The 25,571-nt window shown below is 38.2% G+C and carries 23 protein-coding genes and 1 pseudogene; 13 read left to right on the forward strand and 11 right to left on the reverse strand.

Going from position 1 to position 25,571, the window contains the following annotated elements:
* Positions 1–201 precede the first annotated feature (201 nt).
* The 8 genes and pseudogenes from ACVWYG_RS14265 to ACVWYG_RS14300 all read left to right on the forward strand — a co-directional run bounded on the left by ACVWYG_RS14265 (position 202) and on the right by ACVWYG_RS14300 (position 11,025).
* Positions 202–1,545, forward strand: a complete 1,344-nt coding sequence (locus ACVWYG_RS14265) for a sigma-54-dependent transcriptional regulator (RefSeq protein ID WP_457270910.1) — start codon at positions 202–204, stop codon at positions 1,543–1,545.
* 593 nt (positions 1,546–2,138) lie between these two features.
* A complete protein-coding gene (kdpF, locus tag ACVWYG_RS14270) occupies positions 2,139–2,216 on the forward strand; it encodes a K(+)-transporting ATPase subunit F (RefSeq protein ID WP_457270946.1) in 78 nt (25 codons plus the stop codon).
* A gap of 93 nt (positions 2,217–2,309) precedes the next feature.
* Entirely contained in the window at positions 2,310–4,028 is a 1,719-nt protein-coding gene (gene kdpA, locus ACVWYG_RS14275; RefSeq protein ID WP_457270911.1) for a potassium-transporting ATPase subunit KdpA, read from the forward strand.
* A gap of 11 nt (positions 4,029–4,039) precedes the next feature.
* Positions 4,040–6,124, forward strand: a complete 2,085-nt coding sequence (gene kdpB / locus ACVWYG_RS14280; protein ID WP_457270912.1) for a potassium-transporting ATPase subunit KdpB — start codon at positions 4,040–4,042, stop codon at positions 6,122–6,124.
* Between the two features lie 18 nt (positions 6,125–6,142).
* Positions 6,143–6,709: a potassium-transporting ATPase subunit KdpC gene (gene kdpC, locus ACVWYG_RS14285; RefSeq protein ID WP_457270913.1), complete on the forward strand. Its 567-nt coding sequence runs from the start codon at positions 6,143–6,145 to the stop codon at positions 6,707–6,709.
* 197 nt (positions 6,710–6,906) lie between these two features.
* Positions 6,907–7,977 (forward strand): annotated as a pseudogene (locus ACVWYG_RS14290) (porin).
* Between the two features lie 136 nt (positions 7,978–8,113).
* Entirely contained in the window at positions 8,114–9,244 is a 1,131-nt protein-coding gene (locus tag ACVWYG_RS14295) for a sensor protein KdpD (protein ID WP_457270914.1), read from the forward strand.
* Positions 9,245–9,264: 20 nt separating this feature from the next.
* Complete coding sequence (locus ACVWYG_RS14300) at positions 9,265–11,025, forward strand: ATP-binding protein (RefSeq protein ID WP_457270915.1); 1,761 nt, start codon at positions 9,265–9,267, stop codon at positions 11,023–11,025.
* Between the two features lie 58 nt (positions 11,026–11,083).
* Here the strand turns inward: ACVWYG_RS14300 and ACVWYG_RS14305 are convergent, their stop codons facing one another.
* From ACVWYG_RS14305 to ACVWYG_RS14325, 5 genes are all read right to left on the reverse strand, one after another.
* Complete coding sequence (locus ACVWYG_RS14305; protein WP_457270916.1) at positions 11,084–12,070, reverse strand: polysaccharide deacetylase family protein; 987 nt, start codon at positions 12,068–12,070, stop codon at positions 11,084–11,086.
* 347 nt (positions 12,071–12,417) lie between these two features.
* Positions 12,418–13,461, reverse strand: coding sequence for a hypothetical protein (locus ACVWYG_RS14310; protein ID WP_457270917.1), 1,044 nt, complete (start codon positions 13,459–13,461; stop codon positions 12,418–12,420).
* Positions 13,462–13,556: 95 nt separating this feature from the next.
* Positions 13,557–14,438, reverse strand: coding sequence for a class I SAM-dependent methyltransferase (locus tag ACVWYG_RS14315; RefSeq protein WP_457270918.1), 882 nt, complete (start codon positions 14,436–14,438; stop codon positions 13,557–13,559).
* A gap of 77 nt (positions 14,439–14,515) precedes the next feature.
* The gene (locus tag ACVWYG_RS14320) at positions 14,516–15,268 is read right to left on the reverse strand and encodes an ABC transporter ATP-binding protein (RefSeq protein ID WP_457270919.1); all 753 of its coding nucleotides are present in this window, start codon (positions 15,266–15,268) and stop codon (positions 14,516–14,518) included.
* The gene (locus ACVWYG_RS14325; RefSeq protein WP_457270920.1) at positions 15,268–16,002 is read right to left on the reverse strand and encodes an MlaE family ABC transporter permease; all 735 of its coding nucleotides are present in this window, start codon (positions 16,000–16,002) and stop codon (positions 15,268–15,270) included. Before ACVWYG_RS14325 ends, ACVWYG_RS14320 begins: the two co-directional genes overlap by 1 nt.
* Positions 16,003–16,147: 145 nt before the next feature.
* Between ACVWYG_RS14325 and ACVWYG_RS14330 the strand changes: the two genes are divergently transcribed.
* The 4 genes from ACVWYG_RS14330 (at position 16,148) to ACVWYG_RS14345 (ending at position 19,239) form a co-directional block, all read left to right on the forward strand.
* Positions 16,148–16,840, forward strand: coding sequence for an SDR family NAD(P)-dependent oxidoreductase (locus ACVWYG_RS14330; protein ID WP_457270921.1), 693 nt, complete (start codon positions 16,148–16,150; stop codon positions 16,838–16,840).
* A 12-nt stretch (positions 16,841–16,852) separates the two neighbouring features.
* On the forward strand, positions 16,853–17,563 hold the full coding sequence (locus ACVWYG_RS14335) for a PspC domain-containing protein (RefSeq protein ID WP_457270922.1): 711 nt from the start codon (positions 16,853–16,855) through the stop codon (positions 17,561–17,563).
* Between the two features lie 5 nt (positions 17,564–17,568).
* Entirely contained in the window at positions 17,569–18,546 is a 978-nt protein-coding gene (locus ACVWYG_RS14340; RefSeq protein WP_457270923.1) for a LiaF transmembrane domain-containing protein, read from the forward strand.
* A gap of 78 nt (positions 18,547–18,624) precedes the next feature.
* Entirely contained in the window at positions 18,625–19,239 is a 615-nt protein-coding gene (locus ACVWYG_RS14345) for an RDD family protein (RefSeq protein ID WP_457270924.1), read from the forward strand.
* A 781-nt stretch (positions 19,240–20,020) separates the two neighbouring features.
* On the opposite strand, the gene ACVWYG_RS14350 is transcribed toward ACVWYG_RS14345, so the two are convergent.
* Positions 20,021–21,037 (reverse strand): asparaginase, encoded by a 1,017-nt coding sequence (locus ACVWYG_RS14350; protein ID WP_457270925.1) that lies wholly within the window; start codon positions 21,035–21,037, stop codon positions 20,021–20,023.
* 60 nt (positions 21,038–21,097) lie between these two features.
* Positions 21,098–21,658 carry a DUF4230 domain-containing protein gene (locus tag ACVWYG_RS14355; protein WP_457270926.1) on the reverse strand — a complete coding sequence of 187 codons (561 nt, stop codon included), beginning with the start codon at positions 21,656–21,658 and terminating at the stop codon, positions 21,098–21,100.
* 132 nt (positions 21,659–21,790) lie between these two features.
* Here ACVWYG_RS14355 and ACVWYG_RS14360 point away from each other — a divergent pair, with 132 nt between their 5' ends.
* Entirely contained in the window at positions 21,791–22,213 is a 423-nt protein-coding gene (locus ACVWYG_RS14360; RefSeq protein ID WP_457270927.1) for a hypothetical protein, read from the forward strand.
* Positions 22,214–22,219: 6 nt separating this feature from the next.
* Here ACVWYG_RS14360 and ACVWYG_RS14365 read toward each other — a convergent pair whose 3' ends face one another.
* The 4 genes from ACVWYG_RS14365 to ACVWYG_RS14380 all read right to left on the reverse strand — a co-directional run bounded on the left by ACVWYG_RS14365 (position 22,220) and on the right by ACVWYG_RS14380 (position 25,476).
* On the reverse strand, positions 22,220–23,212 hold the full coding sequence (locus ACVWYG_RS14365) for an ABC transporter ATP-binding protein (protein ID WP_457270928.1): 993 nt from the start codon (positions 23,210–23,212) through the stop codon (positions 22,220–22,222).
* Positions 23,213–23,305: 93 nt separating this feature from the next.
* The gene (locus tag ACVWYG_RS14370) at positions 23,306–24,121 is read right to left on the reverse strand and encodes an outer membrane beta-barrel protein (RefSeq protein WP_457270929.1); all 816 of its coding nucleotides are present in this window, start codon (positions 24,119–24,121) and stop codon (positions 23,306–23,308) included.
* A 52-nt stretch (positions 24,122–24,173) separates the two neighbouring features.
* Positions 24,174–24,917 carry a hypothetical protein gene (locus ACVWYG_RS14375; RefSeq protein ID WP_457270930.1) on the reverse strand — a complete coding sequence of 248 codons (744 nt, stop codon included), beginning with the start codon at positions 24,915–24,917 and terminating at the stop codon, positions 24,174–24,176.
* Positions 24,907–25,476, reverse strand: coding sequence for an RNA polymerase sigma factor (locus ACVWYG_RS14380; protein WP_457270931.1), 570 nt, complete (start codon positions 25,474–25,476; stop codon positions 24,907–24,909). Before ACVWYG_RS14380 ends, ACVWYG_RS14375 begins: the two co-directional genes overlap by 11 nt.
* Between the last annotated feature and the right edge of the window lie 95 nt (positions 25,477–25,571).

A 25,571-nucleotide genomic window follows, 5' to 3' on the forward strand; every position in this document is an offset into this window, starting at 1 on the left:
ACAATCTGCCCAAAGATAAACCGAATATTGAACAATTTGTTATAGCATTTTGTGGAAGAGTTGTAATATTTATAAATTTCTATTTTCTAGATTAAATTTTGATGTGGTAAGCGCAATGTTAGCGTCCAGAATAAGAACATTCCTACTGCGATAGAAAATCAGTGCGCTTAACTTGTGCAAAATCTATAACTTTGAAAAATCATGGGAAATCAGTACGCTGGCAGAATTTTAATCATAGACGACGAGGAAAAACTAAGTCAGCTATTGGCACGAATTTTAAGTTTAGAGGGTTATGAGGTTTTCCAGGCGATTAATGGAAAATCAGGCCTCAAAATATTAAAGATTCAGGAAATTGATGTTGTTATCAGTGATGTAAAATTACCAGACTTCAACGGCGTGGAATTAGTAAAGGAAATTAGAAAGATTGCGCCGAATGTAGAAGTCATCAACTTAACTGCATTTGGTACCATCCAAGATGGCGTGATGTCTATGCGCAATGGTGCATTCGACTATATCGTTAAAGGTGACGACAATGATAAGATAATTCCCTTAGTTTTTAAGGCGATGGAAAAGGCCAAAACAAACGATATATTATCCAATTTTGGGAATAAATCCATAAAGGAGTATAATTTTGAATCCATTATTGGTGCATCAGTTGCCATTAAAGAGGCAATAACTTTGGCTCGTAAAGTTGCATCTACAAATACTACCGTACTTTTACTTGGGGAGACAGGAACAGGAAAGGAAATTTTTGCTCAGGCAATTCACTACGAAGGCCAGCGGAAACTTAACCCTTTTGTGGCGCTCAACTGTAGCGGCTTTAATCCGGAGTTGCTAGAAAGCGAGCTGTTTGGCTATAAGGCAGGCGCTTTTACCGGTGCAGATAAAGACAAGCGTGGTCTTTTAGAAGAGGCAGATGGTGGAACATTGTTCTTAGATGAAATTGGCGAGATGAATATGGACCTTCAAGCTAAGATGCTTCGGGTGTTAGAGAATCAGACGTTTATTAAAGTGGGTGATACACAAACCAAAAAAGTTAATGTTAGAATGATAGCAGCCACCAACCGAGATCTTAAAAGGGAAGTGGAAGAAGGAAGATTTAGATCGGATCTTTTTTATCGACTTTCAGTCTTTTCTATAGAACTTCCTCCGCTTACTCAAAGGCGCAGCGATATTCTTCCAATCGCCATGCACTATTTGACTGAATTTACGGCCAAAATAAATAAATCTACCTTTACCGTTGAGGAAGAATTTGCTAGGTTATTGACTACACACAGCTGGAAGGGAAACATCAGAGAACTTAAAAATGTAATGGAAAGGGTGGTTATTCTGGCAGATGACGACAAGATTACTCCAAGTTTGCTGCCAAATGAATTTCATCATCAGGAAATTATCGATGATCCCATGAACATGCAGACAATGGAAAAGCAACACATCACTAAAGTGCTCCATTACACAAGAGGAAACAAAACTGAATCTGCGCGCTTATTGGGCATCGGGCTTACTACCCTTTATCGGAAAATTGAGGAGTATCAGATTTCATAATATGCGCTAAAGATTTGATATGGTTAGGGGCTTTAACTTGCAGATCGCATCAAATTTAGTGTTTAACACTCGGTCTACTTGGCCTCACTGTTAAAAATACCATTCATTAGTTTCTTGGCAAAGCCTGTTTTCGGCACTAAGACAATCGTCTTAAATTAATTTTTTCTTTTCTACTAACGAAGCCATCACGTTAGGACTGATTTAGACTGCAACGTGAAGATCTCGATGCTTCTTTGCCACGAGGAAAATTAAAGCAAAGCTATGTTGCAAATGTAAGTCTTATCCTCTGAATAAAGAAACCACACAACAACCATTTAGAGATATTTATGAGTTTCATAATCGAACATTATCCTTCCAAAATGGTAAAGACCCTTCCATAATGGAAGGGTTTATAGTTAATTAAATTAGCGTTTTTTTTTGCTAGTTATTGATTGTCAATTAGTTATAGCTATTTTTTTGATTTTGGTATGTAAGTTGGAATGCCCGTATCAAAATATAAACAATGATGTTAACAATTCTCCTACTTCTTGCCCTACTGATACTCTGTTGGGTGGCTTACAAATCAATCGACTGGTTCGAAAAAATCTAAAATTATGATCGCATTATTCATTATCGCAGTGGCCGTATTTGTCTATATGATTTACGTGCTGATTAAACCCGAAAAATTTTAACTAAAAGCGGAGGAGTTTATAAGGAAGAAAGTTGACAGACATTTTGTTAATTCCCTATTCCCAATTTCTCCATTCCCTAAAAAAAGAAAAAACATGAACGCAGAATTACTTGGAATAATTGTTACCTACCTGCTCACCCTGGTGATAGCAATTCCTTTAGGAATATATCTGGCAAAGGTATTTGCTGGAGAGAAAGTCTGGACAGACTTTTTAAAGCCCGTAGAACGTGGTATCTATAAGCTGTCTGGAATAAATGTTAAAGAGGAGATGAGTTGGAAACAGCATTTAAAGGCGCTGATGACCATTAATCTGGTCTGGCTGATATACGGCTTTTTTGTCCTGATGTTCCAAGACAAGTTGCCATTAAATCCAGATGGCAATCCGGGTATGAGTCCTGATCTTTCGTTTAATACGATCATTAGTTTTGTGGTGAACTGTAATTTGCAACATTACTCTGGAGAGACTGGGTTAACCTATCTAACCCAACACTTTGTAATTATGTTTTTGCAATTTACAAGTGCTGCAACCGGTATTGCAGCTGCTGTTATATTGTTTAAAGCATTCCGCGATAAAACAACGGAAAAGCTCGGTAACTTTTGGGAGTTTTTTGTAAAATCGATCACGCGTTTACTGCTGCCAATATCATTTGTCATCGCCATCATCTTAGCATTTAACGGAACGCCAACAAGTTACCAAGGGAAAGACCAATTCATCTCCATGCAAGGTGATACGGTGAATGTATCTAGAGGTCCGGCAGCTGCGATGATTGCAATTAAACATTTAGGGACTAACGGTGGCGGTTATTTTGGGGTAAACTCTGCGCATCCGTTAGAAAACCCGAGCTACTTAACCAATATGATAGAATTAATTGCACAGGTAATTATTCCCATCGCGTTGGTCATTGCATTGGGCATTTTCATTAGGAAAAGACGTTTGGGCTGGATGATCTTCGGGGTGATGACCATCGGTATGCTTCTACTATTAATTCCAATGGTTAAATCAGAGCTTGGCGGAAACCCTGCAATTGCTCGAATGGGTATTTCGCAACTCACGGGAGCAATGGAAGGGAAGGAGGTCCGATTTGGACCGGCAATATCAGCGTATTGGAGTACGGTAACGACGATAATTTCTACAGGCTCCGTAAATAATATGCACGACAGTACCATGCCGATGAGTGGAACTTGGCAATTGTTGGGTATGATGATTAATTCATTTTACGGAGGATGTGGAGTTGGATTGCTAAACTATTTTATCTACCTAATTATTGCCGTATTTATTTCAGGATTAATGGTTGGTAGAACTCCAGAATTCTTGGGGCATAAAGTGGAGGCAAGAGAAGTTAAGATTGCTGCCATAATTACATTATTAAGTCCATTCTTAATTCTATCTGGAACTGCTTTGGCTAGTTACGTTTTTACCAATTATCCCGACGCAGCATGGGCGGTGCAACCAAAAACCTGGTTGAATAATCCCGGATTTCATGGTTTTTCTGAGATGTTGTATGAGATGACCTCCTCTAACGCCAACAATGGTTCGGGGTTTGAAGGACTTGGAGATAATAATGTTTTCTGGAATGTGACTACAGGATTCGTCATGTTCCTCGGGCGCTTTCTCCCAATTATAGGTCCGATTGCAATAGCAGGTTTACTTGGCGCTAAAAAATATGTGCCAGAATCTGTTGGAACACTTAAAATAGATACGTTGACTTTTAGCCTTATGACTTTCGCAGTAATTTTTGTTCTTAACGCATTGTCTTACTTTCCTGCATTAACATTAGGCCCAATAGCAGAATATTTTACGCTACTTAAATAGATATTAAAATCATGAAATCTCAAAATAAATTATTTGAACCTGCGCTAGTGCAAACTGCCCTAAAACAGTCATTCATCAAGTTAGATCCTAGGGTTATGATCAAAAACCCTGTAATGTTTACCGTGGAAGTCGGCACATTGGTGATGGGTTATGTCACGGTTTATTCTATAAGCCACGAAGGTCAGGGATCGGCAATCTATAACTTTTGCATCTTCTTTGTATTGCTGCTCACGGTTTTGTTTGCCAATTTTGCAGAAGCAATTGCCGAAGCTAGAGGTAAAGCACAAGCAGATTCTTTAAGAAAAACACGTGAGGAAACTCCTGCAAAAGTGCTTTTAGCTGATGGGGCTATAGAAACTAGATCTTCAGCTTTGCTGAAAAAAGGCGATGTGTTTGTTTGCGAGACGGGAGATACCATTCCAACGGATGGGGAAATAATCGAAGGAATTGCAACGATCGACGAGTCGGCGATTACAGGAGAGTCTGCTCCGGTTATCCGGGAGTCTGGCGGTGACAAATCTTCGGTAACGGGCGGTACTAAAGTATTGTCAGACCAAATTAAAGTAATGGTAAATACCCAACCTGGAGAAAGCTTTTTAGACAAGATGATTGCACTGGTAGAAGGCGCATCTCGCCAGAAAACTCCCAATGAAATTGCGTTAACGATTTTATTGGCAAGTTTTACACTGGTGTTTATTATTGTATGTATCACATTAAAACCATTTGCAGATTATGCAAATACGCCCATTACCATTGCAGCATTAATTTCTCTTTTTGTCTGTTTAATCCCCACCACTATTGGAGGCTTACTTTCTGCCATTGGTATTGCCGGAATGGACAGAGCTTTAAGAGCGAACGTAATTACCAAATCTGGTAAAGCGGTAGAAACAGCAGGAGATATTGATGTTTTGCTTTTAGATAAGACAGGAACCATCACCATTGGAAATAGAAAGGCGACAAAATTTTACCCAACTGCAGGTATAGATAATAAAAGATTTACAGATGCTTGCGTATTAAGTTCTCTTGCTGATGAAACTCCAGAAGGTAAGTCCATAGTAGAATTGGTCCTCTCCCAAACCCTCTCCGGAGGAGAGGGCGGCAAAGCGCAAGCAGAAGAATTGATCGCCAAATATAAAGCCCTCCCATCTGGGGAGGGTTTGGGTGGGACGTTTATAAAATTTACAGCCGAAACTAGATCTAGCGGTTTAGACACGATGGACGGAAAGAGAATCCGTAAAGGCGCTTTTGATTCTATTCGTAACATCGTTTTGAAAGCCGGAAATCCTTTTCCAGAAGACATTGAAGAATGGGTAAAATCTATTGCCGGAAACGGAGGCACGCCATTAGTAGTTTCGGAAAATGAAAAGGCACTTGGCGTAGTAGAACTTCAAGACATCATTAAACCAGGCATTAGCGAACGTTTTGAACGTTTAAGAAAAATGGGTGTAAAGACAGTAATGGTTACTGGAGACAATCCGCTAACTGCAAAATTTATCGCAGAAAAAGCTGGTGTAGACGATTTCATCGCGGAAGCAAAGCCAGAGGATAAAATGAACTACATTAAAGATGAACAAGCTTTAGGTAAGTTGGTTGCGATGATGGGCGATGGAACAAATGACGCACCGGCATTGGCGCAGGCAGATGTTGGCGTGGCAATGAATAGTGGTACACAGGCAGCTAAGGAAGCTGGTAATATGGTAGATTTAGACAATGATCCTACAAAATTAATTGAGATTGTGGAGATCGGAAAGCAGTTACTGATTACTCGCGGAACGCTTACTACCTTTTCGATTGCAAACGATGTTGCTAAATATTTTGCCATTGTTCCTGCGCTTTTTATCGCATCTATTCCTGCTTTGCAACGTTTAAATGTGATGGGTTTGCATAGTCCAGAAAGTGCAATTCTTTCTGCGGTAATTTTCAATGCAATCATTATCCCAATACTTATACCTCTTGCACTAAAAGGCGTGGAATATAAACCAATCGGCGCGAGCGCATTATTACGAAGAAATTTACTGATCTACGGTTTGGGCGGCGTAATTGCTCCCTTTATAGGCATTAAATTAATTGATTTGCTAGTTGGCCTATTCGTTTAGGCTCAAAAAAATAACATCATGAAAAAATACATCATACAATCTTTACGTCTTACCGCAGTATTATTAGTATTGCTTTGCGTAATCTATCCACTTATCGTAGCTTTTGTCGGCGGTTTTTCAAAAGGCCATGGCGGTGGGGAAACAATAAGTAGAAACGGCAAGGTAGTCGGTTATGTTCTTGAAGGACAAGCTTTCACCAAGCCACAATATTTTTGGGGAAGACCATCTGCGGCAGGATATAATGCTGCTGGTTCTGGAGGTTCGAATAAAGGACCATCAAACGCCGAATACTTAAGGCAGGTGTCTGATAGGATTGACACTTTGTTAAAATACAATCCAACGATAAAGAAAGCAGACATTCCTGCGGATATGGTTACAGCTTCTGGAAGCGGCCTTGACCCTAATATCTCTGTACAAGGCGCAGATATCCAGATTAAGCGAGTTGCTAGATACCGCAAGCTAGATGAAAAAATCGTTTCGGAGTTGGTATTAAAGAATACAGCAGGCCCACTTTTGGGCATATTCGGTCCTTCTTCTGTAAATGTGTTAAAGCTAAATCTAGCATTAGATGAGCTAGGAAAATAAAAAAAAGTCATCACCCAGGCGTTCATTATTCAATTGTGTTTGCCAACCTTTTGAACTGTTGCCAGGGTGGTTCTTCACTTTTATACTAAGATTTTTAAAAAGGGATGATTGCCGTGATTGATTGCGTTGCTTACATCAATTTCTTATAATTGGACCGATGTTGCCAATAACAAATCATTAAAAAGAATTCAAATGAAATGAAAAAGCTTTTACTAATAACCGCTGTATCGGCTGTAGGAACATTGGCATATAGTCAAGACAAGCCGAAAATAAATTTATCAGGATATTTAGAAACCTATTACGGATACGATTTTAACAAGCCTGCAGATCACAATAGGCCCTCATTTGTATATTCTCACAACAGAACAAATGAAGTAAATCTAAACTTGGGATTTATAAAAGGTGCTTATGATGATGGAGCAATCCGTGCGAATTTGGCATTAATGGTCGGAACTTATGCCAATGCAAATCTTGCAGCAGAGCCTGGTGTCTTGAAAAATATTTACGAGGCAAACGCCGGTGTGAAATTATCTAAAACTGCCAAGCTATGGGTGGATGCAGGTATTTTCTCTTCTCACATTGGCTTTGAAAGTGCAGTATCTAAAGATTGTTGGGTATTGACGAGAAATATTTCTTCTGAAAATACGCCATTTTACGAATCTGGCGCTAAACTTAGTTATAGTACAGATGACAATAAGTTTTCGGCAAGCGTTTTATACCTAAATGGATGGCAACGAATTACGCGCCAACTAGGAAATAATAAACCTGCCGGCGGGTTGCAATTAAGTTGGAAGCCAACAGATAAAATTACGGTGAATTACAGTAATTATTTAGGTACTGAAGGGGCAGATTCTGTGCGTGTGACGAGATTTTATCATGATATTTATGGTATATTCCAAGTCACAGATAAACTTGGGGTAACGCTCGGTTTTGATTATTGAACACAACAGAAAATACGAGGAAACAGTGCAAAGAACGAGGTGTTGTCTCCGGTAGCTATAATTCAGTATAAATTTGCGGATAAATTTGCTGTTGCGGGTAGAATAGAGTATTACAAGGACAGAGATGGATTGTTTATCCCCACAGAAACCACAAACGGTTTTAAAACTACTGGTTATTCTTTAAATTTAGATTATGCTCCAATAAGCAATGCGGTAATCAGGGTAGAGGGTAAAGTATATGACAGTAAGGACAAAATATTTATGCGAGGATTAGATGCAGTAAATAATAATGCCACTATTACTACCATTATCGCTGTGTCATTTTAAACGCTGCTTTTGGCAAGCACATAGATTACAATACTTTTCAAAATTAATCCGGAGCTGTTGTCTGGATTAATTTTAAAGTTATTTTGCGTCCAATTGATGAAAAATGTGTTATGCTCGTTAGGAAAATTAATAGATCATGGAAGAATCAAATAAATCCGACTCTGTGAAGAAATTCCTAGATCTTGTAAAAAAATCTCGAAGAGGAAAATTCAAGGTTTACATTGGCATGAGCGCTGGAGTTGGCAAAACTTATAGAATGCTGCAAGAAGCGCATGCCTTATTGAAAAACGGAATAGACATACAGATTGGCTATATAGAAACCCACATGCGCGAAGAAACGCATGCGCTTTTGGCCGGAATTCCTTTTATCCCACGAAGAAAAATCTTTTACAAAGGGAAAGAGCTAGAAGAAATGGATGTTCAAGGCATTATTAACATCCATCCAGAAGTGGTTATTGTTGATGAGCTTGCGCATAGCAATGTAGAAGGAAGCAAAAATAACAAGCGTTGGCAAGATGTAATCGACATTCTGGATGCCGGTGTTAGTGTAATTTCTGCGGTTAACATTCAGCACTTGGAAAGTATGAACCAAGAGGTGGAAATCATTACCGCCATTCCCATCACTGAACGAATACCGGACAAAATTTTAGAAACGGCCGATGAGATTGTAAACATAGACCTTACTGCGGATGAGCTCATCGATCGGCTGAAAGCAGGGAAGATTTACGATAAAAGCAAGATCCAAGTGGCGTTGAACAATTTTTTTCAGCCTGAAAGAATCCTTCAATTAAGGGAATTGGCATTAAAGGAAGTTGCGCATCATCTAGAACGGAAAATCGACATAGAAATCCCGAAGGAGGTTAAGTTGCGGCCAGAGCGTTTTATGGCCTGCATTTCTACCAATAACGAAACGGCGAAAATCATTATTAGAAAGACAGCTAGGTTGGCTTCTTATTATCGGTCGCCATGGATTGTGCTTTATGTGCAACGCAGCCATGAAGGGGGAGATCGAATTAAGCTAGATGCACAGCGTTATCTCATCAATAACTTTAAACTAGCTACAGAACTTGGCGCAGAAGTGATAAAAATTAAAAGTGAGGAAGTAACCAAAACCATTGCCAAGGTTGCCGAAGAAAAAGAAATTACTACAATTTGCATTGGCAAACCTCATATTAAACTCTTTCAGATTATTATGCGAACGGCAATTTTTAATGAGTTGCTAAAAGATATTTCTGCCACGCAAACAGATCTCGTCATATTGTCATAGCCTATCAAAACATCAACATTATGAAGATTAAAACAAAACTTCGCCTTGGATTCGGATTTCTATTTGTAGTGGTACTTTCTTTTGGCGCACTTTCACTCTACTATATGAACAAGATCTCTGCAAGTTCGAAAGTGATTTTGAAAGACAATTATGAGAGTTTGAAATACAATAGGCAAATGCGCGCCATTTTAGATGACGAGCAACTACCATTAGCAGCCAATGTTGCCTCTAAATTTAGTGCGCAGTTAGCCCAAGAGGAAAAGAATGTGACGGAAAAGGGGGAGGGCGAAGCCGTAAAAAGGCTAAAAAAAGCTTTTGTTTCAATGACAAATCCATCGTTAAACGCTTCGGGTATTCAAAAGGCACAAAGTGCTGCGAGACTGCAGATAAGAATTATTGATAAACTAAATATGGATGCGATTGTGAGAAAGAATGACACAGCGCAGAGAGGGATAGAAAAATCTGCAACGTATTTAATATTTGCTGCTAGTATCTGTGCATTAATCCTTTTTTCTTTTGTTATTAACTTTCCAAGTTTCGTAGCCAATCCTTTAAAAGAACTTTCGGGTGCTATAAATGAGATTAGTAGAAAAAACTACAAACAACATTTAACCTTTAACGGCAATGAGGAATTTGTTGAGCTTGCCGGCGCATTTAACGTGATGGCTTCTCAGCTCAACAAATGGGAAAACACGAATCTGGCGAAACTGCAGTCAGAAAAACTGAGGATAGAAGCCATCATAGAGCAAATGCAAGATGCCATTATTGGGCTTAATGAGCAGAAGGAGGTGTTGTTTTTAAATCACGTTGCTGTTCAGTTGTTGGGCTTAACTGCAAAAGAAGTGATAGGAGTAAGCGCATTAGAACTCATAAAGAAAAATGATCTTTTGAATACGATTTTAAAAACTGGTGGTCATGATAAACCAATGAAGATTTATGCAGATAATAAAGAATCATATTTTCAATTGGAACGTAGGGAAATAATTGTTCCCACCTATGAGGAGTCCAGCGAAATGGCAATTACCACGGCCGGAAAAGCTGCTGGAGAAGTTTATATCTTGAAAAATATTACCCAATATAAAGAATTAGATGAAGCAAAAACCAATTTTATCGCTACAGTTTCACATGAATTGAAAACTCCGATTGCATCAATAAAAATGAGCTTAAAGCTAATAAATGATGAGCGAGTTGGTACTATGAATCCTGAGCAACAGGATTTGGTAAATAACGTGAAGGAAGATTGTGAACGCTTGCTGAAAATTACGAGTGAACTGCTCGACCTAGCTCAAGTAGAGACCGGTAATCTGCAGCTAAATTACGCGAAGACCGACCCGAAACAGATTGCGGTTTACGCGATGGATTCGGTAAGATTTCAAGCAGAACAGAAGTTAATTACATTGGAATTTATGAGTGCCAACAATTTGCCAAAGGTTAACGTGGATGTGGAGAAAACGGCTTGGGTATTAATTAATTTTATGTCGAATGCGTTAAGATATAGTGCACAAAAGTCTAAGATTGTTATCCAAGTAACTAAAAAACAAGAGATGATAGAATTTTCTGTCACAGATTTTGGAAAGGGGATTGAGGAACAATATCAAAAAAGGTTATTCGACAGATATTTTCAGGTGCCAACAGATGGTAGTAACAAATCTGGTTCGGGTTTAGGTTTGGCCATCTCAAAAGATTTTATAGAAGCAGAAAATGGAAGAATTTGGGTAGATAGCGCCATTGGAGAAGGAAGTACTTTTGCATTTGCTTTGCCAATATTTAAAGAGGCGTAGTGATTCTTGGAAGTATTTATAGCATCTCTTTTTGCAAAACTTTAGAAAGGACTGGCCTTTATTGCGATTCCAAGCTATTGCTTAAATCTAGTAAAAGCCAAGAATGATTTTCTACTTTAAGCTCGTTTCTCTTTAAAAGTTCGATAAAATCCTTGACACCAATTTCTTCGTTTCCATTTCCATGTATAAGTACGATGCTTCCGGCTTTTGCAAGCGCTCCTTTTGCCAGCCAGGCATCGCTGCCAATGGGAATTAAGCCATATCCCTCAATTTTCTCCACCAACGAAGCATCGGAGATTAATCCTGGGAATCTAAAAAATACAGACGGGATAATTCCATTTTTTAACATCAATTTTTCGTTTTCTAAAACTTCAATATTTAAATCCGTACCAGCAGACAATAGGAAGTTTTGTTTCAATGGGAGGTGGTTTACTTCGTGATTGTAAGAATGATTAATCCAGGTAATGTCCAACTCTTTTTTGCTAACCAAGCCTTTTAGCCACTCTAGATCATCCTGATGTTTGAGCATCCACTTGCCCGAAACTGAAATGGCAATGGGTGCGGGTAACTCTACTCTTTTAAATTCTGTAAAGATCGCTTCAAAGAGATCTCTATCTAATGGTTTTCGCGAAGGACAAAGGTCTATGGTGAGGTTTATGCCGTTTTTAAAGGTTTTTGTAACGTCTATACCTGCATCTTGCAATTGCGTTTCATTGAAAGATGCTTTTGAAAGGTCTTTAACATATGTGCTACTTTGGAGTTTTTTTAGAATCCTTTTAAATGAAAAATTGGAAATCTTGTAATTAGATGCAAAATCTACATTTGTTTTAAGCGTTTGCGGATTAACCAAAAGCAAAAGTTGTTCATGCCGATCATTTTCAAAACTCCTAAGTCCAACAAAAGCTCCTTGTTTTCCTGACAAGATTGAATAATCTATCTTATAATTTAAAATCCTTTGGTAATCTTGTGCTACAGAAATGTAAGGAATAGAAAGAAATAGCAGAGCCGATTTCAAAATTCGAACAATTTGTTTTAGGCGAAACATAGCGCTTGTTTTTAATAATAAACACGTTAAAAAAAAGGGAAGTTAATGCAATAATCTTGCTCTAAAGGAGCTTACTTCTGCTTTTTGTCCTAACAATTTCTGTAGCCGATTCATTAAGTTGGTGGGCTGAAAAAAACTATGCGGATCTGTCTGTAGCAGGGCGCACATTTTAGTCCATTTAAATTTAATTTTGTTTATCTCAAAAAAATTAATAAACCGAGACTGGTTGCGGTTGGGTTTCCTTTTTTTTAAAAAAAATTGAGGCTTTAGCGGAATAAAGGTTTGTAAAAAAGCCTCCAAAAATAATTAATTTTGGAGGCAGTTTATTTCTCAAATCGGTTTTCTTTTTATTGATATTGAATGTAAATTGGCTTTGGAGTAAGCTTTAACAACTCCTCTGGCGTAAGCATTCGGTGTGGAGCTTTTTTAATGTCGTTCTTGTAAAAAAGCTTAAATCCCGTAAACTCAACAGGCTCATTTTGAATGAAATACCGGTAAGTTCCAAATTTTAGATCAGGCTCTCCCCATCCATCCATATGCATAACCACTTGTACTTCTGGGCGCAGCTTTATATTTTTAGAGTTGGTTACCATCTTTTTTGTAAACCTATGTACAGTAAGAATTTTTGGAGGCAAATTGTATTTTTTTACGATATCTGCCAAGTATTGCGTTACATAATTAATGTCTGCAGCATCGTAAGTTCCAATCCTTTTTCCAGGTAAACTTCCGTCTTTCATAGAAAACTCTGGGTCTATCCCAAGATGCACAAATGGCATTTCTAAATATTTCTCGATGTGCGGAAGTTCATTCTTCAAGGTACTTAACGACACCTGTAAATCGAGAAAGACAATGGTTCCAGGATACATTTTAGAAATGGTAATCACAGAATCTATTTGATTATTTGCCATCCTATTTATATATTTCCCATCTCTACCGGGCGTTCCACTCGCAACCGCTGCAATGTAGTGCAAAGCCGGTTGCACAGGTGTAGAGGGATCTGCTTTCTCCCAATGTTTGGTTTCCACATGTAAACGGCGCCACATTTCTTTTGGGGCGTATTCGCCCAATGCACCCATTTTTTTTGAGTGTAAGTTTCCATAATACGCTATAACGCGTTTAAATGGCAGTACGGCACCAGCTAATGGATAAGGTTGATTTTTTACCGGCCATTTGCCAGTTGTATCGCCATTTGCTAATTTCAACATTAATGAGTCGTAAAGTTTATGGTCAACAGGATTCATGGTATTGACAGATGCGACTGAATCTTTCTTAGTAGAATCATTTATCGTTTTACCGCCTGTTTTGCCCTGCCCATCAGAGCTGCAGCTTGCAAAAAGGGTAGCAATAATAAAAGTTAACAGGGCTACTCCTGTTAATTTAGGAATTTTCATAGTAAGTAGAATTGATGATTAAGTAGTTTTTCCGAATCTGATTTTGTGGAAAGATACAGGAGTTTGTCGAAGGCAGGAAATTAAGTAACTAACATTTAAACATTGCAAAACTTTCCAAAAACGCCAAGGGGCAGTTTTATACCAGAAGTCGCTTGCAAATAAAGTTCTCCTGTAGAAAGGTTTTTCACTTCGGGATAGGAGGTTTTTATAAGATTTTCTACAATCACGGAAGAGAAACCTAGCGAATAAGTATTTAAAATTAGAAAGTGTTCTTGTTCATCTAGCAACTGCACTACTTCTTTCATCATTTCTTGGATATGATTTTCTAATTTCCATTTTTCGCCATTCGGACCATGTCCATAAGCAGGCGGATCTAAAATAATGCCGTTGTATTTTTTGCCGCGCTTCACTTCTTTTTTTACAAACTTTAAGGCGTCTTCTAGCATCCATCGGATGTCTTTTAATCCAGACAATTCCTGATTCTCGTTTGCCCAGGTAATCACTTGTTTAATCGAATCTACGTGCGTTGTTTCTGCTCCTGCCGCTCTTGCAATTAAGGAAGCACCGCCCGTATAGGCAAATAAATTTAAAACCTTAGGATTTGGATTTTTGAATTTTTTGAGAGACGAGGAAATAAAATCCCAATTTACCGCCTGCTCTGGAAAAATGCCCACGTGTTTAAATGCGGTTAGTCCAAGCCTGAATTTTATCGAAACTTCTGGATTATTATAGGTCACATGCCATCTATCCGCTATCGCATCATTTTGTTTCAACCACTCGCCAGAAGTTGCAGATCGACCTTTGAAAATTACCGTTGCTTTTCTTTTCCATTCTTGATCTGAAAGCACTTTTTTCCATACCGCTTGTGGTTCTGGCCTAATAAGTATGTGATTGCCAAAGCGTTCTAGCTTTTCGAAATCGCCACAATCTATCAATTCATAATCTTTCCAATGGCTTGGCGCAATTAGTTCTATCATGTGCTTAGTTAATTTAACCGAGAAAAATTCTGATCAAAAAATATATTCTCGCAGCCAGAATGGCCGAAATTTATTACTTAAAGTTTTCCTTTTGCAGCTTTCATAAATCGACTTGCAAAGACAAAATCGTTCAGTTCTTTAATGTCTGTATTCGCAATCTCTTTATTACTTCCTTCCCAAAATTTTACCCCGTTGTGTAAAAACAAAATATAGTCTCCAATACCCATCACAGAATTCATATCATGGGTAACTACAATAGTGGTGGTATTATATTCTTCTGTAATCTCTTTAATCAACTCATCAATTACAATCGAAGTTTTTGGATCTAGGCCGGAATTCGGCTCATCGCAGAACAAGTATTTTGGATTCATAGCAATTGCCCTAGCTATACCGACCCTTTTCATCATTCCACCAGAAAGTTCTGCTGGGAAAAGTTTATTGGTATCTGCTAAGTTCACCCGTTTTAAGCAAAAATTTACACGTTCTAGCTTTTCCTGTCGGGATTGTTCGGTAAACATATTTAGTGGAAACATAATGTTTTCCTCCACTGTCATGCTATCAAATAGTGCAGAGCCTTGAAACAGCATGCCTATCTCTTTTCTTATTTCTATTCTTTGGCCATAATCCATGGTGGTAAACTCGCGACCATCATAACCTACTGAGCCACTGTCTGGCTGTTGTAGTCCAACCATGCACTTTAAAAGTGTAGTTTTTCCGGAGCCAGAAGCTCCAATGATAAGATTTGTTACACCTGCTTCAAATTTGCTAGAAATATCTTTCAGTACATCATTGTCACCAAAAGATTTATCAATATTTTTTACTTCGATCATTATAGTAAAAGTTGTGTAACCAGATAATCACATACTAGAATAGAGATACAGCTTATTACAACTGCCCTTGTGCTTGCTTGCGAAACTTCTAAGGCTCCTCCCTTAACATAAAATCCCTCATATGCTGGTACTGATGTGATGATAAAGCCAAAAACAAATGCTTTTGTTAAAGCAACAACAATAGTGTAGGGATTAAAATCTGTGGTAATTCCAAGAATGTAATCAGAAGGGGTGATTGCTCCTGAAAGTGTGCCGCCAAAATAACCACCCAAAATGCTAAGAAACATAGACATGATAACCAATAAAGGCACCATAGTGATTCCCGAGATGATCTTTGGCAGAATAAGATATCCGGGTGCATTTATACCCATAATTTCTAAAGCATCAATCTGTTCGGTAACCCGCATAGAACCAATTTCGGAAGAAATGGCAGAACCAATCTTACCCGCTAGTACAATGGCGCTAATCGTCGGACTAAGTTCTAAAATACTAGAATCTCTATTTACCGAGCCGATAATAGTTCTTGGAATAAAATCGCTCACAAGTTGAAAAGCGATCTGCAAAGTCATTACCGCGCCAATAAAAGTAGAGATGATGGCAATAAGACCTAAGGACCCAACGCCAACATAATCCATTTGCTTCGCTATTTCTTTAAGATATATCTTTAATTTTTCTGGCTTTCTAAATACTGATTTTAGAAGTAGTAAGTACTTGCCGAAATTTGTAAAATTCATTTCGTATATATATGGGTTTAATTTATATCTTCTATCGCTAGTACAAAGAAACAACAAATAAAATTAGTGCCTTAGGTTTTGGCAAAATAATTGGGGTTTCAGAATTAAATATTGTTTTTTGTTAACAAATATTAAACCATAAAAAATGATTGCTTTAATAACGGGTTCAACTAAGGGTATAGGAAGGGCAATCGCCCAAAAATTAGCGCAACACAATTACGATCTAGTACTTATCGCTCGAAACATGGGCGATTTAGAAACGACAGCAAAAGAGTTAAGGGCCTATGCAACTAAAATATGGTATTTTCAGGTTGATGGCTCTAACTCAGACGAAATTAAAGGTTTTTTTGCATCCGCCAGCCTGCAATTTCCAAAAATTGATGTGCTTGTCAACAACTTAGGCGTATTTTTACCGGGTAGTATATTAGAAGAAGATGAGGAGAATTTTCTGCACCAGCAAGAGGTTAATGTAAATGCAGCTTATTATTTCTCCAGGTTTTTTGGAAAAGAAATGGCAAAAGTACAGCATGGTCACATCTTTAATATCTGCTCTGTAGCTAGCAAAAGCGCCGCGGTAAATGCTGGAAGCTATAGTGTAACAAAAGCAGCTATGTTAAGTCTTAACAATGTATTGCGATCGGAATTAGCACCAAGCCAAGTTAAGGTAACAGCTTTTTTGCCCGGCGCTACGTTAACCCCTTCTTGGAAAGACAACCAATTGCCGAAAGATAAATTTGTGTTGCCAGAAGATATCGCCGATTTAGTTTATGTGATTTTAAACTTAAGCGCTGGGGCAAATGTAGACGAGGTGATTATAACGCCGCAAAATTTTACTTAATTGTACAAAGACATGGTTGAGAAGAGGCTTTTTAGAAACGAACACGACAAAATGATTGCAGGGGTTGCTTCAGGACTAGCAGATTATATGCAGGTAGAGATAACCATCGTGCGCTTATTATTTGTACTTTCTGCCATTTTTATGGCTGGGTTAGGGCTTGTAGCCTATGTGGTGATGTGGGTTATAGTGCCTGTCAATAATGATCCGGCGGCAAAATTTTCTAAATTTAACGATTACTTTAAAAACAACCCCAGTGCGGGTTTTGGAAATCCAAATGCTTTCGAGGCTCAAGGGAATTCCGCGCCAAATTGGTCGCAACCAATAACCGATACGCAAGAGAAAAAACCTTTTGAAACGCAGCCAGATTTTACAAACTTTTCAAAACCTAATAATAGCGCGCGCACTGTGGTAGGATTAGTTTTAGTTGTTTTAGGATGTTTTTTTATGATGAGAGAATTTGATCTAATTCCTGATTTTTTTCGAGTGAGAAACTTAGTGCCGGTCGTTCTTATAGCGGTTGGAGTAAGTGTTATCGCCAAATCGCGTAGAAAAAACGATTGGGCAACATGGCAGAATCAACAAGCTTCGTCCTTTTCTACACAAGAAATGCCAAAAACGCCACAAGCAGAGCATCAAACCGAGCCGACCGATGATCCAACAATCGCTAATCCGAATAACGATTCCATCCCAACTGCTACAGACATTGAAAACCCCTTAAAATAAACGCCATGAAACTAAACAGATTAATTTGGGGTATTTTACTCCTATTTATTGGGGCTATTTTATTGCTTCAAAACTTCAATGTAATTCATTTTTACTGGGGAAATATTTGGCGATTTTGGCCCATGCTGCTTATTATATTTGGTGTAAATATCCTTTTCAATAAGAGCAACTCCAATACAGGGCAAATTATTTCAATAGTTTTGCTACTTGGCACCTTAAGTTTTCTGTTTTTTAGAGGGCAACAACCAAAAAATTCCGGCGATGAGTTTACAAAGCATTTAAATTTTAACAGCGACGGGAATAATTTCAATTTTGACGAAGACGACAATGCCGATGATACTTCAAATGCCGTCAATCAATTGAGCTTTTCAGAACCAATGGTTCCGACAGATTCCACAAAGGAAACGATTTTAAATATTTCTGGAGGAGGAATTTCCTTTAACCTAGATGGGAATACAGAGGCACTATTCGATGCAAAAGTTAAAAATAAAAGGAATAATTTTTCGCTCAATAAGATGATTACGGATTCTATTACGGAGTTAAATTTTAAAATGTTGGATAAGAACAACAAATTTAACTTTGGCGAGGGTGGCAATAATGTAGATTTTAAGCTTAATAAAGCGCCAATTTGGACTATTGACATGAAACTAGGCGCGGGCGAATCTGATTTGGACTTTGAAAATTTTAAAGTTAGGACCTTTACTTTTAATGGTGGGGCATCTGCATTAAAACTAAAATTTGGCGCACTGTTACCCATTGCAGATGTTGTCGTAAAATCGGGCGTAGCAGATATTAAAATAGAAATTCCACAAACAGTTGGTTGCAGAATTACAGCAAAGACAGGTTTATCTTCTAAAGACTTTGATGGTTTTGACAACATTGGCGACGGGATTTACCAGACCTCCAATTACAACTCTTCAACCAAAAAAATATTTATCAAATTAGATGGAGGTCTAAGCAGTTTCGAGGTAGATCGGTACTAAAATCAATTAAAACAAGTTTCATAATTTTAGACGATCGTTTCAGTATCTTTACCGCTTCGGCAAAATGGATTTTTAGGAATGACTGGTGAAGAAGTAAGATATCTTATTGTTGTTAAAGGAAAGCCACAGACATTTTTGTTTTCTGAGCTGAAAAATTTAGCCATTACTCCAGAAACTTTTGTCCGGAAACCGGGCATGGATGATTTTAAGCAAGCGCATGATTTCCCAGAGCTAAGAGCCCTTTTCGGCTTTGTTCAGCAAAAAGTTGCACCGCAGTATTACGCCAGTTTCGATTTAAGGTTGCTCGCCTCAGCCATAGATCATTTCATCATTTTTGTGGTCTACACAGTATTAATTTTAATCAGCTTTATTTTTATAGTCGAAAAAGACCAGCGGATGATGGTTTTTGCGGCTCCGCTTGGGCTAATTTTTATCGTCAAATTAATTTATGGTGGTTTTGTGGAATCTGGTAAAACTCAAGCTACCATCGGTAAAAGATTGGTTGGCATAAAAGTGACCGATCTGGCGGGCACAAAACTTTCTCTTGCAAATTCAGTAGGACGTAATGCATGCAAAATCGTGTCTGTTTTACCGCTGTTTTTTGGGTATTTTTATAGCTTTTTAAATAAAAAAAATCAGTGCTTTCATGATCTTATTGCGGATACCTTGGTGATAAAAGACAGGTTGATCTAAACAGACATTGATTCCTTCAGGGGAACGCTGGTATCATTTTTAAGTAAATTCATTTTATTTAAGATCGAGAATATTGATTATTTGGGCGCTTTCACACGCTGTCCATTGTATGTTTAATTGGCTCCTAAAGGCCGATTAAAGATGTCATTCCCATCGTTAGCGCAAGACCTAGCATGTTTGTATTGCTTGGAAATACTTTTTGCTCGTTCCTCCCAAAAAGATTGGAACGTAAAGCGCGACCCTCTTCAGGGGAACGCCTAAATTATAAAAATAGGATTTATAACCTAGCTCGACTTATTCTATTGATGATTATTAGGGCGCTTTTACACGCTGTCCATTGTATCTTTAATTGGCTTTAAGGGGCCGATTAAAGGATGTCATTCCCATCGTTAGCGCTTGGGAGCATAGCAGATTTTGCGGTTAGCGATTGGAGTGGAAATCCTTTTTGTGAGGAACGAACAAAAAGATTGGAACGTAAAGCGCGACCCTCTTCAGGGAAACGCCGAGATTATTTAGAAACTCATTAAATTTTTTAAAGCTAGTGACGTTGATATTTATTTGGGCGCTTTTACACGCTGTCCGTTGTATCTTTAATTGGCTTTAAGGCCAATTAAAGGATGCCATTCCCATCGCTAGCGCACCCCTCATTCGGCTATTTTTGTTGGCGATTGCTTGTAAATCATGCTATCCTAAAGGGGACTAATAGAAACTATTTTAGCTTTTTTAATTCAAGATTGCTAAAGAAGAGATATATTCAGTCTTCATTTCATAACTGTGCATTTTATCCTTCCGTCAGCTCGCCACGCAACGAGGTTTCCATCAAATGTCGCATTTCTTTCAGAGAAACACCTAATCCCAAAACAAACATTAACTTAGTTACCGTAGCTTCAAAAGTTAAATCGAAACCACTCAATACCCCAATGTCCTGTAAATTTCGACTCGTTTCATAACGACCTAATTGCACAGAACCTTTTTTACATTGAGAGATATCTATTATTAATTTACCTGCGTAGATTGCATCGCGCAGACTTTCTAAAAACCATGCAGCTGTACTTGCATTACCCGAGCCGAAGGTTTCTAAAATAATTGCGTCTACTTTTGATTCTGTAATGGCATGAACGGCGGCCTCTGTTATGCCGGGATAGAGCTTCAAAACCCCGATGTTTGCATTGAAATTAGTGTGAAGTTTTAAATCTTTACTATGGTGTTTTAAAATGTAATTGCTGTTAAATTGCAAATGAACACCCGCTTCTGCCAAGGTTGGATAATTGGGCGAGCGAAAAGCTTCGAATTTTTCGCTGTTGTATTTAATTGCTCTATTGCCCCTAAAAAGTTGTGCATCGAAATAAATGCACACCTCTGGTACAATAGCCACATCGTTTTCTTGCTTTGCCGCAATTTCTAAAGCAGTTAGTAAGTTTTCCTTTGCATCTGTACGTATCTCGCCAATTGGCAACTGCGAACCGGTTAAAACAACAGGCTTAGACAAATTTTCTAACATAAAACTTAAGGCCGACGAGGTAAAAGCCATGGTATCGCTTCCGTGCAAAACAACAAACCCATCGTATAAATCGTAATTTTTATAAATGAGTTCCGCAAGTGTTTTCCAGATTTCTGGATCCATGTTGGAGGAATCAATTACGGGATGAAAAGAGTGTACATCGAATTGATAATTTAGCCTTGCTAGTTCAGGAACGTTTTCTTTAATCTGCTCAAAATTAAATGGAATTAGTACGCCGTCGATGCCATTTACCATACCAATGGTACCGCCGGTATAAATAATAAGTACTTTGCTCATTTGGCTAGGTTTTTTAGAGAACGCAAATGTCTCAAAGTTTTACAACTCAGAAAAATTATGCTAATTGAATGTAAACCTAACGTTTTTAAAGCCCAAACCTTCTATAATTGGTTTTAATACGTTTACCGAATTTGTTTTGGTCTGTGTCAGAATATCAGATTTCTTTACTTCTCTGGTAATCTTTGTCTCCGCTTCCTTATAAGCATCATCCACCAAGTCTGCCTCCCTAAAAAACGCCATTTTCGTGTCATACACGCGAGAGTTTTTATGATCTATTTTTACATAACAAATTTCTGGTTGTGGCAAATTTACTACAGCCGTATCGGCGTCAATTTCAATATCGTCTTTCGTAATTTTTGTTAAATCGATGCAGCCGACGGCTTCTGCCTTAATAATTAAAAGTACACTTGCTTCGGGTAAAAAATCTGTTTTATGCTTGTGCTCCAAGACGTCACTAATTTGATACCTTATCAATTCTAGTTTACCAATAGCTTCAATTCGGTCTACCAAAAGCTGGTGCTTGCTTTCTACAGAAGTATTGATGGTAAACTTTTTAGAAATAAAAAAGTAGCCGGCAGCTAAAAGAATCACCCATGGAAGGATGCGAAAAAAAATCTTCATATGTTAAATTTTAACTGATTTTTCAGTTATTTGAAAACGATTTAACAATTTTTAATCCATCTTTTAATTTTAGCCTTTTTTGGCAGTGGTTTTGCAATACATTTTTTACACACACAAATAAAACCAGATGTTATGAAAAAGTTAACCATTTTATTTTTCTGCGTTGCCACGCTGAGCCTGGCATCTTGCAAGAAACAGGAAGTATATGCGCCAGATCCTGTTTTGCCAAACAAAACGATTATTACGTATATTAATCCGGCAGATTGGGTACAAGATACAGATGGCCGAACTTTATATTCAATTTTAAACCTTTCTGACGTGCTCGATGCTGCCACGTTCGAAAATGATGGGATTTTAGTGTACATCTCTCGTGCAGATGATAATACTTACGAACAAATACCTAATGTGTATGGCTTAGAATCGTACAGTTATTTAGTTGACAAAACAAAGCGAACTTTAGAAATCGACTTACAGAGATCAGATTCTGCAACCTATCCTACCGCACGGACTACAAAAACCAGGGTTAAGATCGTATTCGTAACTTCCCAGATATAAAAGGAATTAAAATTCTAAGAAGCGACCAATGTTCACCTGAACGTGGTCGTTTTTTTTATGTAGGCCCCTGTTTAGCTGTAGCGCACGGATACGAACGCCGTTTCTTTCCAACAATAATTCATCATAAAAACCCTTATAATACACGTCTTTTACCTCAAATCTTCTACTGTTCCAATTGCTGGTAATTTCTGCCCATTCTGGATAAAAAACTACAGATTCTTTAAAAGTTTTTAGGCCTATTTTTTCTGCGTCTCCGCGCGATAAAACAATCGCATTGCCTAGAATACTTGCTGTATAAATATGCTTAGGATGTTGGTATATATCGGATGGTTTGCCGGTTTGTAGCAACTCGCCATCTTTGAGCATTAAAAGTTCATCCGCCAAGAATAGGCCATCTGCAGGATCGTGCGATACTAAAATGACCGTAACGCCAGTTTCTGCAGCAATCTCTTTAATGTCGGCACGCAACTGATTTTTTAACAATGCATCTACCTGACTAAAAGGTTCGTCAAGCAGCAGCAGTTGCGTATCTGCAACCATTGCCTTTGCAATCGCTACACGTTGTTGTTCGCCACCGCTAAGTTCTACGATTTTTTTATTTCTAAGAGGCAGAATTTTTAGATGTTCCATAATTCGCAAAGTTTTTTCAGACTTTGCCTTTAAATCCGTATTGGGCAGTTGAGAAGCAATATTGTCATAGGCTTTTGCATAAATATTTAAAGAAAAATCTTGCGTAACCATTTTCATCTGCTTGTGTCCGGGAATCAGCTGTTCATCTGGTCCTTTAACGCTTTCGCCATTGAAGTAAACTGCGCCGCTATCAGGCGTTAGCAATCCATAAAGGCATTTTAACAGGGTAGATTTTCCGCTGCCGCTCTCGCCAATAATGGCTACAACGTCGCCTCCTTTTAATTCAAAATTTATGCCTTTAACGCCCCCAGCCAAATCCGACTGATATTGCTTAGTTAAATTTTTAACTGTAATGATTGTATCGCTCACAAAGGTAAAGGTAGGAAAACGAATTGCCTAAAAAAAGAAATCCTGCCCGGTTTTAACCTAGACAGGATCTTTCAATTGTGTGTGGTGTTTCTCTTAATTTATGCCTAGCGTTACGCCAAAGCTGAAATTTTTTAATCCTGCCTGTGCGGGTGTGTTGAACATATCGCTAAAGTAATATTTGGTAAAAACGCCTATACCGGCGTAGCCAAGTCTTAGTGAGCCACCATATCTAAGGCCTTGAAAATGATAGTCATCATACGATTTTTCTTTGCCCCGTTCGCTGCTAATCTGCTTTACTTTGCCATTTAACAAAAACCCAATTTCTGGCCCAACTACAATGAAGAAGCGATTGCCATTGTCATTTTCCTTTGTTCTAAACTCAAAGTTTAATGGGATGTGCACGTAGCTGCTAGAAAAACGATTTTTAGAAAATTCTACAGGCTGATCTTCGTAGGTAAGTGTAGGCATTGCCTTTTCGATGGTAATGTTTTTACGCAAACGGATAAGTGTCCAATCAAAACCTCCTGCCACATAGATCTTAAAACCTGGTGTAAAACGGTAACCAAACTGTGCAATATCGAAAGAGAACGTACTGGTTTTTCCGCCTCGATAGGCAAGAAAATCGTTCGCAGGAGAAAGATTTGAGCTGCCATTATCAACGAGTCTGGAAAAGCCCAAATCTATTCGGTTGAATGTTAAACCACCTAAAAAATGTGGTTTGTAGTCGGTAGCCGAATTGTCTTCTTTATCGTCGCCGAAGCTTAAGCTTACGTTTACATTTTTGTGTTGCATCGTGTTTTTTCGTTTAACCGAATCCGTTTTAACTGTGTCTGTTTGCGCCTTTGCAATTTGTCCCATACCCATGACAAGTCCACTTGCCAAAAGAGTTTTAAAAATTAAATGTTTCATTTATGTGTTTAGTTTATGTGTGTCTACTTAGTTTATTCAGTTCTGTTTAAGATCAATCATTTCGCTTGCCAAATCTAAATGGCCCAATATTTACGGCTGCGAGCGTAGAGCCCTCATCGTTGGTATTAAACATGATGAATTTGTTTTTTCCTTTATCCACTGCACCAACAACCAAGTTGATCAAATCGCCAGCACTTTTTATTCCTCTAGAAGTTGAAATGTGTTCTTCTGCAATTGGTGTTTCTTGTGGCGACTGTTCCACGGCAGCCAATACCATATTTTCATGCAAAGGCTTAACATCGGGGGCAATGGAAACTTCTTTTGTCTGAGGATTTAGCGATTGCGGCAAATTATTGTTTTTTGCTACCAGATCGTCGTGGCCTACTTTGTCTAATGGAGGATCTGTTTCTGCCTGGGCCACCAATTTTCGATGCTCACTTTTCGATGCTAGTTTGGTTGGTTTCGAAGTACGTTCTACTAGGGTGATTGTATTTTCTAAATTCCCATTTTTCTCCGTTTCTATCGGTGATGTTTGCTTTTCTACCTTCCCTTTTTCTACAGTTCGCGTCACAGTTGTAAAAGTAGGGCTCGGTAAAATTTGTTGTTGTTGGTAAATAACCAAAGTAACTGCTGCCATCAACACCATCGAAGCTGCAATCAACCAATTTCTCAAATTCAGCACTCTTTTTTTTGGAGTAATTTTGGTCTCTATAGCGCTCCATAAACCTACTGACGGCTCAACTTCCGCATGCTGTAGCCTATCTTTAAATACTTTATCAAAATCTTTATCCTGCATGGTTTGCATAACCCTGTCCCTCCATTTTAGTAATTTCTTGTTTCAAAATTGCCCTCGCCCTACTCAATTGCGATTTGCTTGCTCCCTCACTAATTCCCAATTTTTCGGAAATTTCTCTGTGCGAATAACCTTCAATCGCATACATGTTAAAAACCATTCGATAGCCATCTGCCAATTTGCTTATCACCCTCAACAAATCTTCCATTCCCAAACTACCAAAATCAAATCCTACCGACGGCTGGTCAAAAGCCTCCTCTAATTCTACCACTTTTAAGCTACGCTGGTTTTTACGAAAAATTTCTATTGAGGTATTTACCATAATCCTCCGCATCCATCCCTCAAAAGAGCCATCTCCTTTAAAATGGTTTATTTTTGTAAACACCTTAATGTATCCCAACTGTAACACATCTTCTGCCTCCGACCTGTTTTTAGCGTATCTCATACAAATCGCCATCATCTTGCCCGAAGTTTGCTTATACAGCAATTCCTGCGTCTTCCTCTCGCCGTTCTTACATCCTTGCAGTAAATCATCTGTAGTATAGGTTTGAGCCAATTTCATTTTGTGGTTATATATACAAGATGATAGATTTGAAATAATGGTTGCATCAGCCTATACAAAAATTAAATATAAATTTAAACGATCATAAAATATTG

Source organism: Pedobacter sp. UYEF25, from assembly GCF_054061655.1.

Excerpts from the sequence above, each read along its gene's own strand:
- kdpA (WP_457270911.1), top strand. The coding sequence starts at position 2,310 with ATGAACGCAGAATTACTTGGAATAATTGTTACCTACCTGCTCACCCTG.
- ACVWYG_RS14315 (WP_457270918.1), bottom strand. The coding sequence starts at position 14,438 with ATGATAGAACTAATTGCGCCAAGCCATTGGAAAGATTATGAATTGATA.
- ACVWYG_RS14325 (WP_457270920.1), bottom strand. The coding sequence starts at position 16,002 with ATGAATTTTACAAATTTCGGCAAGTACTTACTACTTCTAAAATCAGTA.
- ACVWYG_RS14330 (WP_457270921.1), top strand. The coding sequence starts at position 16,148 with ATGATTGCTTTAATAACGGGTTCAACTAAGGGTATAGGAAGGGCAATC.
- ACVWYG_RS14345 (WP_457270924.1), top strand. The coding sequence starts at position 18,625 with ATGACTGGTGAAGAAGTAAGATATCTTATTGTTGTTAAAGGAAAGCCA.
- ACVWYG_RS14380 (WP_457270931.1), bottom strand. The coding sequence starts at position 25,476 with ATGAAATTGGCTCAAACCTATACTACAGATGATTTACTGCAAGGATGT.
- ACVWYG_RS14350 (WP_457270925.1), bottom strand. The coding sequence starts at position 21,037 with ATGAGCAAAGTACTTATTATTTATACCGGCGGTACCATTGGTATGGTA.
- kdpF (WP_457270946.1), top strand. The coding sequence starts at position 2,139 with ATGATCGCATTATTCATTATCGCAGTGGCCGTATTTGTCTATATGATT.
- ACVWYG_RS14310 (WP_457270917.1), bottom strand. The coding sequence starts at position 13,461 with ATGAAAATTCCTAAATTAACAGGAGTAGCCCTGTTAACTTTTATTATT.
- ACVWYG_RS14320 (WP_457270919.1), bottom strand. The coding sequence starts at position 15,268 with ATGATCGAAGTAAAAAATATTGATAAATCTTTTGGTGACAATGATGTA.
- kdpC (WP_457270913.1), top strand. The coding sequence starts at position 6,143 with ATGAAAAAATACATCATACAATCTTTACGTCTTACCGCAGTATTATTA.
- ACVWYG_RS14355 (WP_457270926.1), bottom strand. The coding sequence starts at position 21,658 with ATGAAGATTTTTTTTCGCATCCTTCCATGGGTGATTCTTTTAGCTGCC.
- ACVWYG_RS14300 (WP_457270915.1), top strand. The coding sequence starts at position 9,265 with ATGAAGATTAAAACAAAACTTCGCCTTGGATTCGGATTTCTATTTGTA.
- ACVWYG_RS14305 (WP_457270916.1), bottom strand. The coding sequence starts at position 12,070 with ATGTTTCGCCTAAAACAAATTGTTCGAATTTTGAAATCGGCTCTGCTA.
- ACVWYG_RS14360 (WP_457270927.1), top strand. The coding sequence starts at position 21,791 with ATGAAAAAGTTAACCATTTTATTTTTCTGCGTTGCCACGCTGAGCCTG.
- kdpB (WP_457270912.1), top strand. The coding sequence starts at position 4,040 with ATGAAATCTCAAAATAAATTATTTGAACCTGCGCTAGTGCAAACTGCC.
- ACVWYG_RS14370 (WP_457270929.1), bottom strand. The coding sequence starts at position 24,121 with ATGAAACATTTAATTTTTAAAACTCTTTTGGCAAGTGGACTTGTCATG.
- ACVWYG_RS14335 (WP_457270922.1), top strand. The coding sequence starts at position 16,853 with ATGGTTGAGAAGAGGCTTTTTAGAAACGAACACGACAAAATGATTGCA.
- ACVWYG_RS14340 (WP_457270923.1), top strand. The coding sequence starts at position 17,569 with ATGAAACTAAACAGATTAATTTGGGGTATTTTACTCCTATTTATTGGG.
- ACVWYG_RS14375 (WP_457270930.1), bottom strand. The coding sequence starts at position 24,917 with ATGCAGGATAAAGATTTTGATAAAGTATTTAAAGATAGGCTACAGCAT.
- ACVWYG_RS14265 (WP_457270910.1), top strand. The coding sequence starts at position 202 with ATGGGAAATCAGTACGCTGGCAGAATTTTAATCATAGACGACGAGGAA.
- ACVWYG_RS14295 (WP_457270914.1), top strand. The coding sequence starts at position 8,114 with ATGGAAGAATCAAATAAATCCGACTCTGTGAAGAAATTCCTAGATCTT.